The sequence below is a fragment of the Leclercia sp. LTM14 genome, assembly GCF_023736175.1.
In the GTDB taxonomy this organism is placed as follows: Bacteria; Pseudomonadota; Gammaproteobacteria; order Enterobacterales; family Enterobacteriaceae; genus Enterobacter; species Enterobacter barmai.
On the sequence record NZ_JAIKTT010000004.1, the window covers coordinates 304,784 to 318,921 of the forward strand.

A 14,138-nucleotide genomic window follows, 5' to 3' on the forward strand; every position below is an offset into this window, starting at 1 on the left:
AGAGAGGAAAAACTTACTTATCCGACGACGCCTGCCACAAATTCAGCTGCCCGTCGGCCACGTGCTGGTCAATCCGCTGCAGCTCTTCGTCGCTAAAGTGCAGATTATTCAGCGCCTGCACGTTCTCCTCCAGCTGCTCCGTCCGGCTGGCACCAATCAGCACCGACGTCACGCGTTCATCCTTCAGCAGCCAGCTCAGCGCCATCTGCGCCATCGTCTGCCCGCGCGCCTGGGCCATCTCGTTCAGCAAACGCAGGCTGTTCAGGTTGGCTTCGGTGAGCATGTTCTCCGTCAGGCCGCGCACCTTTTTGCCCTCGCGCTGCATGCGGGAGCCGTCAGGAATGCCGTTCAGATATTTTCCGGTCAGCAGCCCCTGGGCCAGCGGCGTAAAGGCGATGCAGCCCGTACCGTTGGCGGCCAGGGTGTCCAGCAGGCCGCTCTTGTCCACCCAGCGGTTAAGCAGGTTGTAGGAAGGCTGATGGATAAGCAGCGGGATCTTCCACTCGCGCAGCAGCTCCGCCATTTTCTGCGTCCGCTCCGGCGAATAGGATGAAATACCGACGTAGAGCGCTTTGCCGCTCTGCACCGCCTGCGCCAGCGCCGAGGCGGTCTCCTCCATTGGGGTGTTTTCATCTACCCGGTGTGAATAGAAGATATCCACGTACTCCAGCCCCATCCGCTTCAGGCTCTGATCGAGGCTGGCGAGCAGGTACTTGCGTGAACCGCCCGCACCGTAAGGGCCAGGCCACATGTCGTAGCCCGCTTTGGTGGAGATAATCAGCTCGTCGCGATAGGCCGCGAAATCGTCGCGCAGCAGGCGGCCAAAATTTTCCTCCGCGCTGCCCGGCGGTGGGCCATAGTTATTGGCGAGATCAAAGTGGGTGATGCCGCAATCGAAGGCTTTTCGCAGCAGGGCGCGCTGTGAATCGAGGGCGTGGACGTGGCCGAAGCTGTGCCACAGGCCGAGTGACAGGGCGGGTAAGCGCAGGCCGCTTTTACCGCAGTAGCGGTACTGCATCGTCTCGTAGCGGTCAGGGGAGGCGTTCCAGGGCATGATGTCTCCTTTCTTAGTGATTGATTTTCGAAACAGCGTTTCTATTCTATCCTTAGTTCGTTCACAATTCATGGAGATATGCGATGACGCGTATGACCGCCAAAGACTTTCCTCAGGAATTGCTCGACTACTACGATTATTACGCTCACGGCAAAATCAACAAACGTGAGTTCCTCAATCTGGCGGCCCGCTATGCGGTTGGCGGCGTCACGGCGCTGGCGCTGTTTAATATGCTCAAGCCCAATTACGCCCTCGCAGAGCAGGTAAAATTCACCGATCCCGATATTCTGCCGGAGTACATCACCTATCCCTCACCGGACGGGCATGGCCAGGTGCGCGGCTATCTGGTGAAACCGGCTAAAGCCACGGGCAAAGTCCCGGCGGTGGTGGTGGTCCATGAAAACCGCGGCCTTAATCCGTACATCGAGGACGTGGCCCGCCGGGTGGCAAAAGCGGGCTACATCGCCCTGGCGCCGGATGGCTTAAGCTCGGTGGGCGGTTATCCCGGTAACGACGAAGAGGGGAAGATCCTGCAGCAGAAGGTCGATCCGACGAAGCTGATGAACGACTTCTTTGCCGCGGTCGGGTTTATGCAAAAACACCCGGACGCCACCGGTAAGGTGGGGATCACTGGCTTCTGCTATGGCGGCGGGGTCTCTAATGCCGCAGCGGTGGCCTGGCCGGAACTGGCCTGCGCCGTGCCGTTCTATGGCCGACAGGCACCTGCGGCGGATGTCGCCAAAATTAAGGCGCCGTTGCTGCTGCACTACGCCGAGCTCGACAAAAATGTGAATGAAGGCTGGCCGGCTTATGAGGCCGCGCTGAAAGCGAACGGTAAAGTGTATGAGGCGTACATCTATCCCGGGGTGAATCACGGGTTCCACAATGACTCCACTCCGCGCTACGACGAGCCTGCCGCAGAGTTAGCCTGGAAACGGACGTTGGGATGGTTTGAAAAGTATTTGAGTTAACCCGCGTGAAAATACCCGGCAGCCTCAGGCTACCGGGTATGCGTGGTCATCAGAAGCTGTAGCTCATACCTGCCTGAACGCTGGCGTCGTTATCAACATCGCCCGTGCCATAGTAAATGCCGGTATTCAACGAGAAGTTGTGTGCGATAGTGGCATTCACGCCCGCCCCAAACATTCCCATACTGTTGTTATGGCCTTGGGTATTGTGATAATCCGCGGCCTGGATATCGGTATCATCGCTGAACTCTTTCTGCACTCGGGCATCCACCCAAGGCATGATCTGCACGTTTTTGTTCAGATCGGTCAGGGTGGTGGTCAGACGCAAACCCGCGCCGCCGTTCCAGGAAGAGACCTGGCTGTCGGCAAAGGTCACTTCTCTGTCGGAGAAGCCGTTAGCTTTGGTCTGATCCCAGCCGAGGATGGCATACGGTTGCAGCACGGTTTCGCCTGGCAACAGCACGTTCACCCCGGTACGAGCCTGAGCCATATACAGGCTACCATCGGTGGAGCCGTGCAGCGCTTCGGTCATTCCGCTGGTGTCGCCGGTGACGTTCTGCGCAGAGAGGGAATAGCGCATATCGCCATAGCTGAAGCTGGCATCGGCGAACAGTCCCCACTGACGACCATTCAAGGCCTGCTGCCAGCCGCCGTACAGGCTGTAGTAGTTACCATAGACGGTGTCCTTGAAGCTGTCCGGGCCGTTGGCAGTATCTTCAACGCGGCTGCGGGTCCAGGCCAGCGCCACGCCTCCGGTTACACTGTCCCCGTTAGCGAGGTATGCCGTCCAGTCAACGCCGCCCTGCGCACCCTGAGTGATGCTCTTGTAATCCACATCGTTGCTGAAGTTACCGTTCTGATAGAGGAAATCTCCCCACAGCTGGGCCCCTTCCTGCTGTTCACCCGTCAGGCCAGCAAAGTGCAGGCGATCCAGATGGCTGGCGATGTCATCGGTGACCTGATGGCCCGCCTGTTCGGCCGCATCCAGCCCGGCGACTAACCCCTGGACATCGCTGGCCAGGGCGCCGCGTGAGCTACTAAAGACAATATTCCAGTTCTGGCTACTGTCAGCGGTGAGCAGGCCCTGCGGCGCAGAATCAGCGGCCACAATGCTCAGGTCATTGTTGTAGTTGTAAGCGGCGCTGCGGTTTTCAACCTGCTGTTGACCGTTGCTGAAGGTTGCATTGGCGGCCGTTTGCGGCGTGGTGGTTGCCGTCGTGGTGGTAAAGGTTCCCAGCACGATATTTTGCTGATTGATCGCCGAAGAGGTGATGTTATTTACCACTACAGCGTTACGGGATCCGGTGATCTGGCCGAAGTTAACCCGGCTATCGGTGCTCATGTTCACTTCGGCATTGCTACCCGTCGTGTCGGCGGTCAGGGTGGAGCCGTTTTGCAGACTCCATGTGGTTGAATCGTTAATGTTGTCGAGAGTGATGCTGTTGTCGCTGGTGGTATTCACCGTTTCAAACTGATTAATTTGCCCGGAAATAGAGCTACCGGCATCCATCGACAGGGTATCGTCGCCATCCCCGCCGGTGACATTGCCGGTGACGTGTGAATCATTCACCAGGACCACGGTGTCATTTCCTGCGCCGGTCGTAATATTGCCGTCAACGTTAGCACCGTTTTGCAGGGTGATGGTGGTATCGCCGCTATTCTGGCTGGTGTTCAGGTCGCCATTAATGGTGCTGTTATCCACCAGCAGGGTATTGGTGGAGTTCCCGTCCAGCGTAACATTGCCGTTCACGACGCTGTTATTGGTGAACGACAGATTGGTCTGGCCTTTTTCGTTAATGATGCCGATGTCACCGGTTACGGTACTGTTATTCAGTGCCAGCGTATCCTGAGTAGTACCGTACATTGCCACTGCCAGGTCGCCAAAGGCATCAACGTTGATATTCTGGAAGGGCTGGTACTGGCTCAGTGTTTCTACGATGGTATCGAGCTTTTGCGCCACCTGACTGTTCGTTGCGTCCAGGGTGGCGTTAGTCAGGGTAAGGGAAGTGTCTGATTTGTCACTGCCGACGTAGATGCCGCCATTATCCATGATGCTGTCGCTCATGGCGATGGTTTGGGAGCCCTGGCCAGCGCTGATAATACTGCCATGCAGTGCGCTGCCGTTGCTGATATCCACATTGTGGTAGCCCGCATCGAGCGGATCGAGATAAATGGCGGCGCCCATCATATAATCTTTGTCTCGCTCATACGTCCCGTCGCTGTTCTGGCCGTTCAGGGTGGAGTCGTTGACATTGATCGTGGTATTAGTGGTCTTTAATGCAGCACCTGCTTCGATCATATCCACTTTGGCATTATTGGTGACGTTAATATTCACGGTGCCGCCATTGCTTCCCTGAATATAATGACCTGACATGTCAGTGCCTGTCACCGTTAAGGTCTGCGTATCTCCGGCTTCACGGTGGCCATCCATATAAATATTGGTTGCCGTTTCATTCGCCATAACGGCATCAGTGACGCCCGGGTCCTGATAGAAATTACCATCTTTATATTCTTTCAGGCCGCAGGTCTGGGTGGTGTCGCCATTCTGGCAAGGTGTAGCAGGGGTCTCGCCTGCCTGAGCAGCAAACGAGGCAAGTGACAGTAACACACACTGTGACAACAGAGTTCTTTTCATAGAAATACGCATTTGTTCATCTCTTATAAGCGGATCAAAGTGCACTCTTTTTAAACCACATATGCGTAATTAAGAACTTTCTGGGGTGAAAAGGATGTAATGAAATTTGAAATGATATCAAGTCATTAAGTAATCAGTTTTATAAAATTAAATGATTAATTATCTAAAATATATTCGGCTTGTGAATGTTGCAGTTTTATTAACGTACAAAAAATAAGTTTTTTGGCAGGAGGAAGGAAAATTGTGCGTCAAACAAGAATCGAGGACTAATCCTTCAGGGTTATGTGGGTAATGAACGGAGAGCCTGATTTACATTTGTAAGCTGTATGAAATCTAATATCACGTTATTTGAAGGGTTATTTGCCCGGGCGTGATTATCCTTTTCCGGCCCGGTAAACCGAAATGAAAAGTTTTATAAAATTAAACAAGAAAAGGTATTGCTTCGCATTTTGTTGCCGATAACGAGGATATTACTCGCCTCCGGGCGACATCTCCCTCAGGCAAGGAAAGAGTTATGCGCGTATTTCGTAATTTCACGATCCGCTTCGTCATGCTGACGATTCTGGGTATTTTCTGTTTAATGTGGGCGGGCGTGGGGCTGTATGGCTCCAGGGCGCTTTCCCGCGTGGCGGATGGCAACGAGGTCGATCGCCAGCTGGTCAAACAGATGACGGTGCTCAGTCAGGGCAACGATCAGTACTTCCGTTTTGTCACCCGGCTGAGCCGTGCGATGGAGACGCAGGCGGCGGGCGGTACGGCGGATCTCACCTCCGTACAGCAGGCGCTACAGACCATGAGCAACAGGCTAGATGAGCTGAAAGCCATGTCGCCGGGGCCAATGGATGCAGAGATCTCCTCCCGGGTGATCGCCAGCTGGCAGGCGCTGCTGGATAACGGCGTCAAACCGCAGATGCAGCTGGCAGAGCAGGGCAACATCGAAGGCTATCGCCAGCAGGCGAACAACGTCACCCCAGCGCTAAGCCGCGCCTTTGGCGAGAGTGCCGGGCAGTTCAATAAGGCCGCCGATACCCTTCTCGACCGGACCCGCGTCACGGTGGACGGCTTCACCAGCGTCACCCGCACGGTGATCATCACCGCGACGATCGTCGGCCTGCTGATCCTGCTGTTCGCCGACCGCTACCTGGTCGCCATGCTGGTGAAACCCCTTGAGCAGCTGCGCCACCATTTCCGCCAGATTGCGCAGGGCGATCTCAGCCAGCCCATCACGCCTTTTGGTCGTAACTGCGTGGGCCAGTTGGTGCCGCTGCTGACGGCGATGCAGGACAGCCTGCGCGACGCGGTAAGCACCATCCGTAACGGCAGCGAGAACATCTGGCGCGGGGCGACGGAGATCTCCAGCGGTAACAACGATCTCTCCTCCCGTACCGAGGAGCAGGCGGCGGCGCTGGAAGAGACCGCCGCCAGCATGGAGCAGCTCACCGCCACGGTGAAGCTCAACGCGGACAACGCCCGTCAGGCCAGCGAGCTGGCGGACGTGGCCTCGGCCAGCGCCAGTCGCGGCGGCGCGCTGGTGGACAACGTGGTCAACACCATGACCGGCATCTCCGTCAGCTCGAAGAAGATTGCCGAGATCACCAGCGTTATTAACAGCATCGCCTTCCAGACCAATATCCTGGCCCTCAACGCGGCGGTAGAAGCGGCGCGGGCCGGTGAGCAGGGGCGTGGTTTTGCGGTGGTGGCCGGAGAGGTGCGTAATCTCGCCAGCCGCAGCGCCAACGCGGCAAAAGAGATCGAAGGGCTGATCGCCGACTCCGTCTCCCGTGTGGAGGAGGGGGCAAAGCTGGTGAACGATACCGGCACCACCATGGAAGCGGTGCTGCGCGACATCACCGGCGTCACCACCATCATGAAGCAGATTGCCAGCGCCTCGGAAGAGCAGAGCAAGGGCATTTCCCAGGTTGGGGTGGCGATTACCCAGATGGACGGCGTGACCCAGCAGAACGCCTCGCTGGTGGAGCAGGTGTCGGCGGCGGCTTCCGCGCTGGAGCGCCAGACCGAAGAGCTGCAACGCTCGGTGCAGAAGTTCCGTCTGGCGGGCTAACGCCGGGCGAGCTGCGCGTCGCTGATCAACTGCGTCACCTGCGACAGGTGACCAATTTTCACTTCGCTGGAGCGCCGGAACTTGCTTTTGTCGATCAGCAGCAGCGACTGGCTGGCGCGGCTCAGCAGCTGCGACTTAAACCCGGCGCTGTGCGGGGTGGGATCCCACATCACACCCTGCTCATCCACCCCTTCACAGGAGAAGATAAACAGGTCGATCTCCAGGGATTTCAGCTGCGTGACCAGCGCCGGATTCACATAGCAGCGGTATTTGCGCTCCAGCGTTCCGCCCGAGCAGATCAGGGTGATGCGCTCGCGCTTCGCCATTTCATGGCAGATGGGCAGGCTGTTGGTGAACACCGTCAGGGCGATATCTGGCAGCTGTCGCGCGAGGTGAAAGCAGGTGGAGCTGGCATCCAGCGCCAGGGTCATCCCTTCGCTGACCCAGTCCAGCGCGTGACGGGCGATATCGGCTTTATCGGCGTAGTGGCTCTTCAGCCGCGCGCCGAAGGGCTCGCCGCCGTCGCGGTGATCCGGGTGGATCGCCCGCGCCCGCCCGTGATGCCGTACGATCTTCCCCTGCTGCTGGAGCTGGTTCAGATCGCGGCGAATCGTCTCTTTACTCACCCCAAGCCCGGCGGCCAGCGCCTTTGTCGACAGCCAGTCGGAGGCCGCCAGCAGGCGAAGGAGATCCTGATGGCGGGTGCTTTTCATGCGTCTGTTCCGCTGCGGGTGATGGAGAGCAACGTCTGGCCGATCGCCACGCCGTTCTTGCCGGTGTGCTTAATCTGATACATCGAACGGTCGGCGCGGCGCAGGGCATTGACGAAATCATCCTCCTCCTGCACGTCGTCGATCCCTACCGAGGCGCCGACCTGCGCCTGGCCGTTATCCAGCTCGAATGGGGTCAGCGCCGCCTTCAGGCAGCTGTGGGCGGTGCTGTTCACCAGCAAACTGCTGAGCGGGAAGGGCAGCAGGAGCACAAACTCATCCCCCCCCAGACGCCCGACAACCGCCCCCGGCGGGCAGGCCTCGCGCAGACGCTGGCTAAGCTGGATCAGCAGCTCGTCGCCGCTGCGGTGCCCAAAGGTGTCGTTAACCGTTTTAAAGTCATCCAGATCGATAAAGGCGATGCAGAGCGGCCCCTGGGCTTTGAGCTGGGCGAAGTGCTTGATCAGGGCGTGGCGGTTGGCAAGGCCGGTGAGCGGATCGTGATTCGCCAGCTGGGCCAGCTGCTCCTCGTACTGCTTCTCTTTGGTCATGTCAATATGGGTGCCGGTCACCTTCAGGGGGTTGCCGTGTTCGTCCCGGTCGGTGACCCGACCCCGGTCCAGCACCCAGGTGACGGTGCCGTTTTTGTGCTGCATGCGGTGCAGCGCTTCATAGAAGGGGGTTTTGCCGTGCAGGTGATCGTAGAACGCATCCAGCACGTTCTGCCTGTCATCCGGATGCAGATGCTCACGCCAGATCTCAAACTGCGCGTTCAGCTCCTTGGGCTGATAGCCCAGCATCGAACCCCAGCGGCGGTTATAGATGATCAGCTTCCCGGTAGGGACGTCGAGCTGCCATAAACAGAGACCGGTTCCGTCGAGCGCAGCACTGAGCTTGTTGCGGGCGTCACGCGCCAGCCTGGCAAGCCGGGCATTATGCTTTTTGAGATTCTGAATCTGCTGTTTCAGCGCCTTTTCTGACATACCCGGATTCTTCAGGAAATAAGAACGATTCTTGCCATTTACCCGGCGCTTGTAAATATGATGTTGAAAAAAGAGGAGGATTTGCGTTAAGGATTTTTACCCATAAAGGAGGCGCGACGTCATAACCTCATCGCTGTATAATAATGTATATAACGAATGTGAGGACATGATGAAACAACGATTCTGGCAAGTATTAACCCTGTGTGCAGTGGCTTTACTCCCTCTCTCTTCCCGGGCTTCCCGCCTGATTACCGACCAGATTGGCCGTCAGGTGACCGTCCCGGACGCCGTCTCCAGGGTAGTGGTGCTCCAGCATCAGACCCTGAACTTGCTGGTGCAAATGAACGCCACCGACAAAATCGTCGGCGTGATGGCGAACTGGAAACAGCAGCTGGGCGAGGGGTACGCCCGTCTGGCCCCGGAGCTGAGCCAGAAAGCGGCGCTTGGGGATCTCACCCACGTCGACCCGGAAAAGCTGGTGGCCCTGAAGCCGGACGTGGTGTTTGTCACAAACTACGCGCCGCAGGAGATGATCGACAAGATCAGCAGCCTTGGCATTCCGGTGGTTGCCATCTCCCTGCGTCACGATGCCGCGGGTGAAAAAGCGAAGATGAACCCGACGATGGCCGACGAAGAGCAGGCGTACGATCTGGGGCTGCGCGAAGGGATCACCCTGATCGGCGAGATCGTCAATAAACAACCGGAAGCGAAAGCGCTGATCGAGGCCACGGACAAAGGCCGCGACATGGTCAGCGACCGCCTGAAAGATATCCCGGCGGAAAAACGCGTTCGCGCGTACATGGCTAACCCGGAACTCACCACCTACGGCTCCGGGAAATACACCGGGCTGATGATGGCCCACGCGGGGGCGGTTAACGTGGCGGCGGCGACCATTCAGGGATTCAAAACCGTGGCGATGGAGCAGGTGATCGCCTGGAATCCGCAGGTGATCTTCGTTCAGGACCGCTACCCTTCGGTGGTCAATGAGATCAAAACCGGTGCCCAATGGCGGACCATCGACGCGGTGAAAAATCAGCGCGTCTACCTGATGCCGGACTACGCCAAAGCCTGGGGCTATCCGATGCCGGAGGCGATGGGCATTGGCGAGCTGTGGATGGCGAAAAAGCTCTACCCGGAGAAATTTAAGGACGTGGATATGCGCAAGGTCGCCAACGACTGGTATCAGCGTTTCTATCGCACCAGTTATCAGGGGATCGACTGATGCGGGTCCTGGCGGCGGGCAGCCTGCGGATGGTATGGCCGCAGCTAATGGCGCACTTCCCGCAACCGGTGGAAACGCAGTTCGGCCCGGCCGGCTGTTACGGGAGCGTATAGAAGCAGGCGAGGCCTGCGATCTCTTTGCCTCGGCCAATCTGGCCCACCCGCAGGCGCTGCTGGCGGCCGGGTTGGCGCAGTCCGTGGTGCCGTTTGCCAGCAATATGCTCTGCCTGACCGTGCGTAGCGATGTGCTGCGCGACAGCGATGACTGGCGCTCGGTGTTATCCCGGGATGACCTGCGTATTGCCACCTCGACGGCGGGAGCCGATCCCTCCGGGGATTACACCCAGACGCTCTTTACCCGGATGGGTGACGCGGGCGAGGCGGTAAGGCGAAGGGCGAGGGCGCTGGTGGGGGGACGAGACTCGACACCTGTTCCGGCGGGCAGGCTGGCGGCAGAGTGGATTATCCTGGGCGCGCAGGCGGAGATATTTATCGGCTACGCCAGCTACGCGGCAGCATTGCGGAAGGTCGCAGGGCTGACGGTCCTCGACATCCCGGCCCTCTTTAATCCGCGTGCGGAGTATGCGTGCGCAGTGATAACGCCGCAGGGGCAGGGGCTGGCGGGTTTTTTACAGTCGGATGAGTCAAAAGCGATACTGCATCAGGCGGGGTTCGGTGGGTAATTCTGCCGGGTGGCGCTGCGCTTACCCGGCCTACAAAACCTGACTCGTAGGCCCGGTAAGCGCAGCGCCACCGGGCATTTGCAAACATCTTAACCCTGTCGTTTATCCTCGGTACTGGTCTCAAAATCGCTCGCCGAGTGGCGCTCGTGCAGCTGCTCGTTCAGCTCCCCGTTGGTGCGGTTGACGATACGCCCGCGCTTCACCGCCGGACGGCTGGCGATATCCTTCGCCCAGCGCTGAACGTTCTTGTAGCTCTCTGCATCCAGGAACTCCGCCGCGCCGTAGACCTGTCCCAGCGCCACGCTGCCAAACCACGGCCAGATGGCGATATCGGCGATAGTGTACTCCTCGCCCGCCACGTAACGACCCCGCGCCAGCTGTTTATCCAGCACGTCGAACAGGCGTTTGGCTTCCATGGTGAAGCGGTCAATCGCGTACTCAATTTTCACCGGCGCATAATGATAGAAGTGGCCGAAACCGCCGCCGAGGAACGGGGCGGAGCCCTGCAGCCAGAACAGCCAGTTCAGGGTTTCAACTCGTCCAGCCGGATCTTTTGGCAGGAAGTGACCGAATTTCTCCGCCAGATAGAGCAGGATATTGCCGGACTCAAACACGCGGGTTGGCGGCGTGGTGGAGTGGTCGCGCAGGGCCGGAATTTTGGAGTTCGGGTTCACGTCAACAAACCCGCTGGAGAACTGATCCCCCTCGCCGATACGGATCAGCCATGCGTCGTATTCTGCGCCGGTGACGCCCGCCGCCAGCAGCTCTTCCAGCAGAATGGTTACCTTCTGGCCGTTCGGCGTGCCCAGGGAGTAAAGCTGCAGCGGATGCGAACCGACCGGCAGCTCTTTGTCATGCGTGGCGCCCGAGATGGGGCGGTTGATGCTGGCGAACGCGCCGCCGTTGGGGTTCTGCTTCCATTCCCAGACTTTCGCTGGCTGGTAGTTATTGTCGGACATGTTGACCTGCCTTTTTGCGGATGTGTTGAGGCATTTTAGCAGGAGTTCCGTGAACGGTTTAACGAACTGAGCGCATAAGCATATGCACTATTCCTTCTGGCGCTTATATATATAAATTCCGCATAAGCTTAATCGAAAATCGCATTTTCATTGTTAATGCGAAAGCGGCGGAAGCTGAATATGATGCGCAAACAGATATCTGTGAAAAATAAAAATGAGCAGTTAAAAAAACTTTCAAGGCAAGGAGTTAGTGAGATATGCGTAAGCCATTAGTATCTGCTGTTCTGGTCGCCCTGGCGCTGGTCGCCGCAGGCTGTGATGATGCCAAAAATAAAGAGACCGCGTCGGCGCCAGCCGCCAAAAGCGATGCGCCGAAAGAGGGCGGTTCCCTGATTATCGGCATCACCTCCGGCGACCCGTTAGCGGTGAACCCGCTGTATGCCAGCGACCGTACCACCCTGACGATCATGCAGGCGCTATACTCCCCGCTCTACAGCTTTAACGATGGCAAAATCGAATGGGGTCTCGCCGAAAGCCTGACGCCATCCGCCGATAACCTCAGCTATACCCTGACCTTAAAACCGAATCTGAAGTGGCAGGACGGCCAGCCGCTGACCGCCGACGACGTGGTATTCACCTTTAATAAGCTGCTGGAAGAGAAGCAGCATAGCTTCTTCCGCAGCATGTTCACCTTCGGCGGCAAGCCGGTGGCGGTGAGCAAGGTGGACGATCGCACCGTGAAATTCACCCTGCCGCAGGTGAGCGCCGCCTTTACCGGCACCCTGGTGCAGATCTACCCGATCCCGCAGCACGTTTTTGCTAATGAAGCGGATCTGGAAAAGAGCACCAAAAACGATGCGCCGGTCGGTTCCGGTCCGTTCAAGTTTAAAGAGTACCGCGCCGGGCAGTACTACGCCCTGACCCGCTTCGACGATTACTGGAACGGTAAAGCGAAGCTCGACTCCGTGACCTATCGTTTCGCCAAAGACAGCAACTCCGCCAACCTCGCCCTGCAGAACGGCGAGATCAACCTCAAGATGGTCGATCCGCAGGACGTGTCGCGCCTGAAGAACACCGGCAAGTTTGACTTCGTGGTCTACCCGGAAGGGCGTCTGGCCTATATGACCTTCAACCAGAACGTGCCGGTGATGAAGAGCAAGGAGCTGCGCCAGGCCATTGCTTACGCCATTAATAAAGATGAGCTGACCCAGACCGCGTTCACCTCGCTGGACTATGCTAAACCGGCCACCTCGTTCCTGACCCCGGATACGCTTTACCAGACTGACGACGTCGAGCAGTACAAATTCGATCAGCAAAAAGCCAAAGATCTGCTGAAAGCCTCCGGCGCGCCGGAAAACCTCAAGCTGCGTCTGGCCTATGTGAACACCAACAAAACCCAGGAGAGCCAGGCGCTCTATATTCAGCAGGCGCTGAAGGGGATTGGGGTTAACGTCGAGCTGATGCCGCTGGACTCCAACGCCATGTCCCAGCGCAGCCTGGATATGAACAACACCGCCTGGGAGCTGAACCTCGGCGGCTACATCATGGGTGCCGAGCCGGATGGCTACAAATCGCTGTTTATGAGCAACGAAGCCTACAACTACGCCCACTACAAGAACCCGCAGTTCGATGCCCTGTGGGATAAAGGGGCGGTGGAAACCGACAGCGGCAAACGGGCGGCGATCTACGAGCAGATCCAGCAGACCGTGGCCAACGACATGACCTACTACCCGATCGCCTACACCAACGCCACCGTCGCGGTGGATAAACGCTTCGGCGGGACCAAAGAGGCGGAGCCGAAGCCGGTGTATATGTTCCAGGATCTGTCGAAAATCTATCAAAAATAAGCTGTTGCCCCGGTCGGAAGATCGGGGCTTTTTGTTGGGTAAGTCGTTGTAAGGGCATGTCGTGAACACATTACTCACGCGTCGGTTGCTGCAACTTGTGCCGATGCTGTTCTTTATCTCGCTGGTGGCGTTCCTGCTGGTCAAGCTCGCCCCCGGCGATCCGGTCGCGGCTTATATCACACCGCGCATGGCACCCGAAGATATCGAGCGAATCCGCCAGAGTCTGGGGCTGGATAAGCCGCTGGTGACGCAATATTTTCTGTGGCTGAAAAACATTCTGCAGGGCGATCTCGGCTATTCGCTGATCTACCACCGCCCGGTGCTGACGATGATTGCCGAGCGTATTCCGGCGACCCTTGGGCTGATGGGGGCCTCGCTGCTGATGGCGATAATCCTCGCTATTCCGCTGGGGCTGCTGGCCGGAGCCTTTAAGCACCGCTGGCTGGATCATGTTCTGAACCTGTTCGCCTATATTGGTATCTCGGTGCCGATCTTCTGGTTTGGCATTCTGCTGATCACCGTCTTTGCCGTGCAGCTCAACTGGTTCCCCAGCATGGGGATGCGCACCATCGGCATGGAGGATAACTGGCTGGACGTGGTGCGCCACGGCGTGCTGCCGTGCATCGCGCTCACCTTCTATAACCTCTCCAGCTACGTGCGCTACATCCGCTCCAACACCATCTCCCAGCTCTCCGCCGACTACGTGCAGACCCAGCTGGCCTATGGGGCCACGCGCACCAGCATCCTGTTCCGCCACGTGCTGAAAAACGTGCTGCTGCCGGTGATCACCCTGTTCGGCCTGTCGTTTGGCGAGCTGGTGGTGGGAGCCTACGTCACCGAAAGCGTCTTCTCGTGGCCGGGCATGGGGCTGCTGGGGATCCAGTCGATCACCTCCCTCGACTACCCGCTGATCATGGCCATCATCATGCTGTCGTCGCTGATGCTGATCGTCGGTAACCTGATCGCCGATGTGCTCTATCGCTTCGCCGATCCCCGTATTCGCACCCTGAGGTAAC

11 protein-coding genes and 1 pseudogene are annotated in these 14,138 nt (G+C 58.0%); 7 read left to right on the plus strand and 5 right to left on the minus strand.

What is annotated here, in order from left to right; translation table 11 throughout:
- Positions 1-13: 13 nt before the first annotated feature.
- Positions 14-1,054: an aldo/keto reductase gene (locus K5I40_RS12205; protein ID WP_223074621.1), complete on the minus strand. Its 1,041-nt coding sequence runs from the start codon at positions 1,052-1,054 to the stop codon at positions 14-16.
- Positions 1,055-1,137: 83 nt separating this feature from the next.
- On the opposite strand from K5I40_RS12205, the gene yghX reads away from it, so the two are divergent.
- Positions 1,138-2,025, plus strand: coding sequence for a YghX family hydrolase (gene yghX / locus K5I40_RS12210; RefSeq protein WP_139563610.1), 888 nt, complete (start codon positions 1,138-1,140; stop codon positions 2,023-2,025).
- A gap of 49 nt (positions 2,026-2,074) precedes the next feature.
- Here the strand turns inward: yghX and K5I40_RS12215 are convergent, their stop codons facing one another.
- Positions 2,075-4,657 (minus strand): autotransporter outer membrane beta-barrel domain-containing protein, encoded by a 2,583-nt coding sequence (locus K5I40_RS12215; protein ID WP_251929703.1) that lies wholly within the window; start codon positions 4,655-4,657, stop codon positions 2,075-2,077.
- A 452-nt stretch (positions 4,658-5,109) separates the two neighbouring features.
- On the opposite strand from K5I40_RS12215, the gene K5I40_RS24140 reads away from it, so the two are divergent.
- Together K5I40_RS24140 and K5I40_RS12220 are read left to right on the plus strand one after the other, a co-directional pair.
- Positions 5,110-5,214: a hypothetical protein gene (locus K5I40_RS24140; protein ID WP_375540639.1), complete on the plus strand. Its 105-nt coding sequence runs from the start codon at positions 5,110-5,112 to the stop codon at positions 5,212-5,214.
- Entirely contained in the window at positions 5,172-6,719 is a 1,548-nt protein-coding gene (locus K5I40_RS12220; RefSeq protein WP_223074623.1) for a methyl-accepting chemotaxis protein, read from the plus strand. The genes K5I40_RS24140 and K5I40_RS12220 overlap by 43 nt, the downstream gene beginning before the upstream one ends.
- Here K5I40_RS12220 and fucR read toward each other — a convergent pair.
- Both fucR and K5I40_RS12230 read right to left on the minus strand, forming a co-directional pair.
- Positions 6,716-7,432: an L-fucose operon activator gene (gene fucR, locus K5I40_RS12225; protein WP_138370216.1), complete on the minus strand. Its 717-nt coding sequence runs from the start codon at positions 7,430-7,432 to the stop codon at positions 6,716-6,718. The genes K5I40_RS12220 and fucR overlap by 4 nt on opposite strands.
- The gene (locus K5I40_RS12230; RefSeq protein WP_039031811.1) at positions 7,429-8,412 is read right to left on the minus strand and encodes a sensor domain-containing diguanylate cyclase; all 984 of its coding nucleotides are present in this window, start codon (positions 8,410-8,412) and stop codon (positions 7,429-7,431) included. The genes fucR and K5I40_RS12230 overlap by 4 nt, the downstream gene beginning before the upstream one ends.
- Before the next feature lie 169 nt (positions 8,413-8,581).
- Here K5I40_RS12230 and K5I40_RS12235 point away from each other — a divergent pair, with 169 nt between their 5' ends.
- Positions 8,582-9,634 (plus strand): ABC transporter substrate-binding protein, encoded by a 1,053-nt coding sequence (locus K5I40_RS12235; RefSeq protein WP_223074639.1) that lies wholly within the window; start codon positions 8,582-8,584, stop codon positions 9,632-9,634.
- Positions 9,634-10,316: pseudogene (locus tag K5I40_RS12240) on the plus strand (molybdate ABC transporter substrate-binding protein). The gene K5I40_RS12235 and the pseudogene K5I40_RS12240 overlap by 1 nt, the downstream one beginning before the upstream one ends.
- Before the next feature lie 89 nt (positions 10,317-10,405).
- Here the strand turns inward: K5I40_RS12240 and yghU are convergent.
- Positions 10,406-11,275: a glutathione-dependent disulfide-bond oxidoreductase gene (gene yghU, locus K5I40_RS12245; protein ID WP_039031813.1), complete on the minus strand. Its 870-nt coding sequence runs from the start codon at positions 11,273-11,275 to the stop codon at positions 10,406-10,408.
- A 257-nt stretch (positions 11,276-11,532) separates the two neighbouring features.
- Here yghU and K5I40_RS12250 point away from each other — a divergent pair, with 257 nt between their 5' ends.
- Positions 11,533-13,122 carry an ABC transporter substrate-binding protein gene (locus tag K5I40_RS12250; RefSeq protein WP_223074624.1) on the plus strand — a complete coding sequence of 530 codons (1,590 nt, stop codon included), beginning with the start codon at positions 11,533-11,535 and terminating at the stop codon, positions 13,120-13,122.
- Between the two features lie 61 nt (positions 13,123-13,183).
- Positions 13,184-14,137: an ABC transporter permease gene (locus K5I40_RS12255; protein WP_039031817.1), complete on the plus strand. Its 954-nt coding sequence runs from the start codon at positions 13,184-13,186 to the stop codon at positions 14,135-14,137.
- Position 14,138: the final 1 nt, after the last annotated feature.

Bases quoted from the DNA above. Each gene is read 5' to 3' on its own strand.
- K5I40_RS12205 (WP_223074621.1), bottom strand. From the start codon at position 1,054: ATGCCCTGGAACGCCTCCCCTGACCGCTACGAGACGATGCAGTACCGC.
- yghX (WP_139563610.1), top strand. From the start codon at position 1,138: ATGACGCGTATGACCGCCAAAGACTTTCCTCAGGAATTGCTCGACTAC.
- K5I40_RS12215 (WP_251929703.1), bottom strand. From the start codon at position 4,657: ATGAAAAGAACTCTGTTGTCACAGTGTGTGTTACTGTCACTTGCCTCG.
- K5I40_RS12220 (WP_223074623.1), top strand. From the start codon at position 5,172: ATGCGCGTATTTCGTAATTTCACGATCCGCTTCGTCATGCTGACGATT.
- fucR (WP_138370216.1), bottom strand. From the start codon at position 7,432: ATGAAAAGCACCCGCCATCAGGATCTCCTTCGCCTGCTGGCGGCCTCC.
- K5I40_RS12230 (WP_039031811.1), bottom strand. From the start codon at position 8,412: ATGTCAGAAAAGGCGCTGAAACAGCAGATTCAGAATCTCAAAAAGCAT.
- K5I40_RS12235 (WP_223074639.1), top strand. From the start codon at position 8,582: ATGAAACAACGATTCTGGCAAGTATTAACCCTGTGTGCAGTGGCTTTA.
- yghU (WP_039031813.1), bottom strand. From the start codon at position 11,275: ATGTCCGACAATAACTACCAGCCAGCGAAAGTCTGGGAATGGAAGCAG.
- K5I40_RS12250 (WP_223074624.1), top strand. From the start codon at position 11,533: ATGCGTAAGCCATTAGTATCTGCTGTTCTGGTCGCCCTGGCGCTGGTC.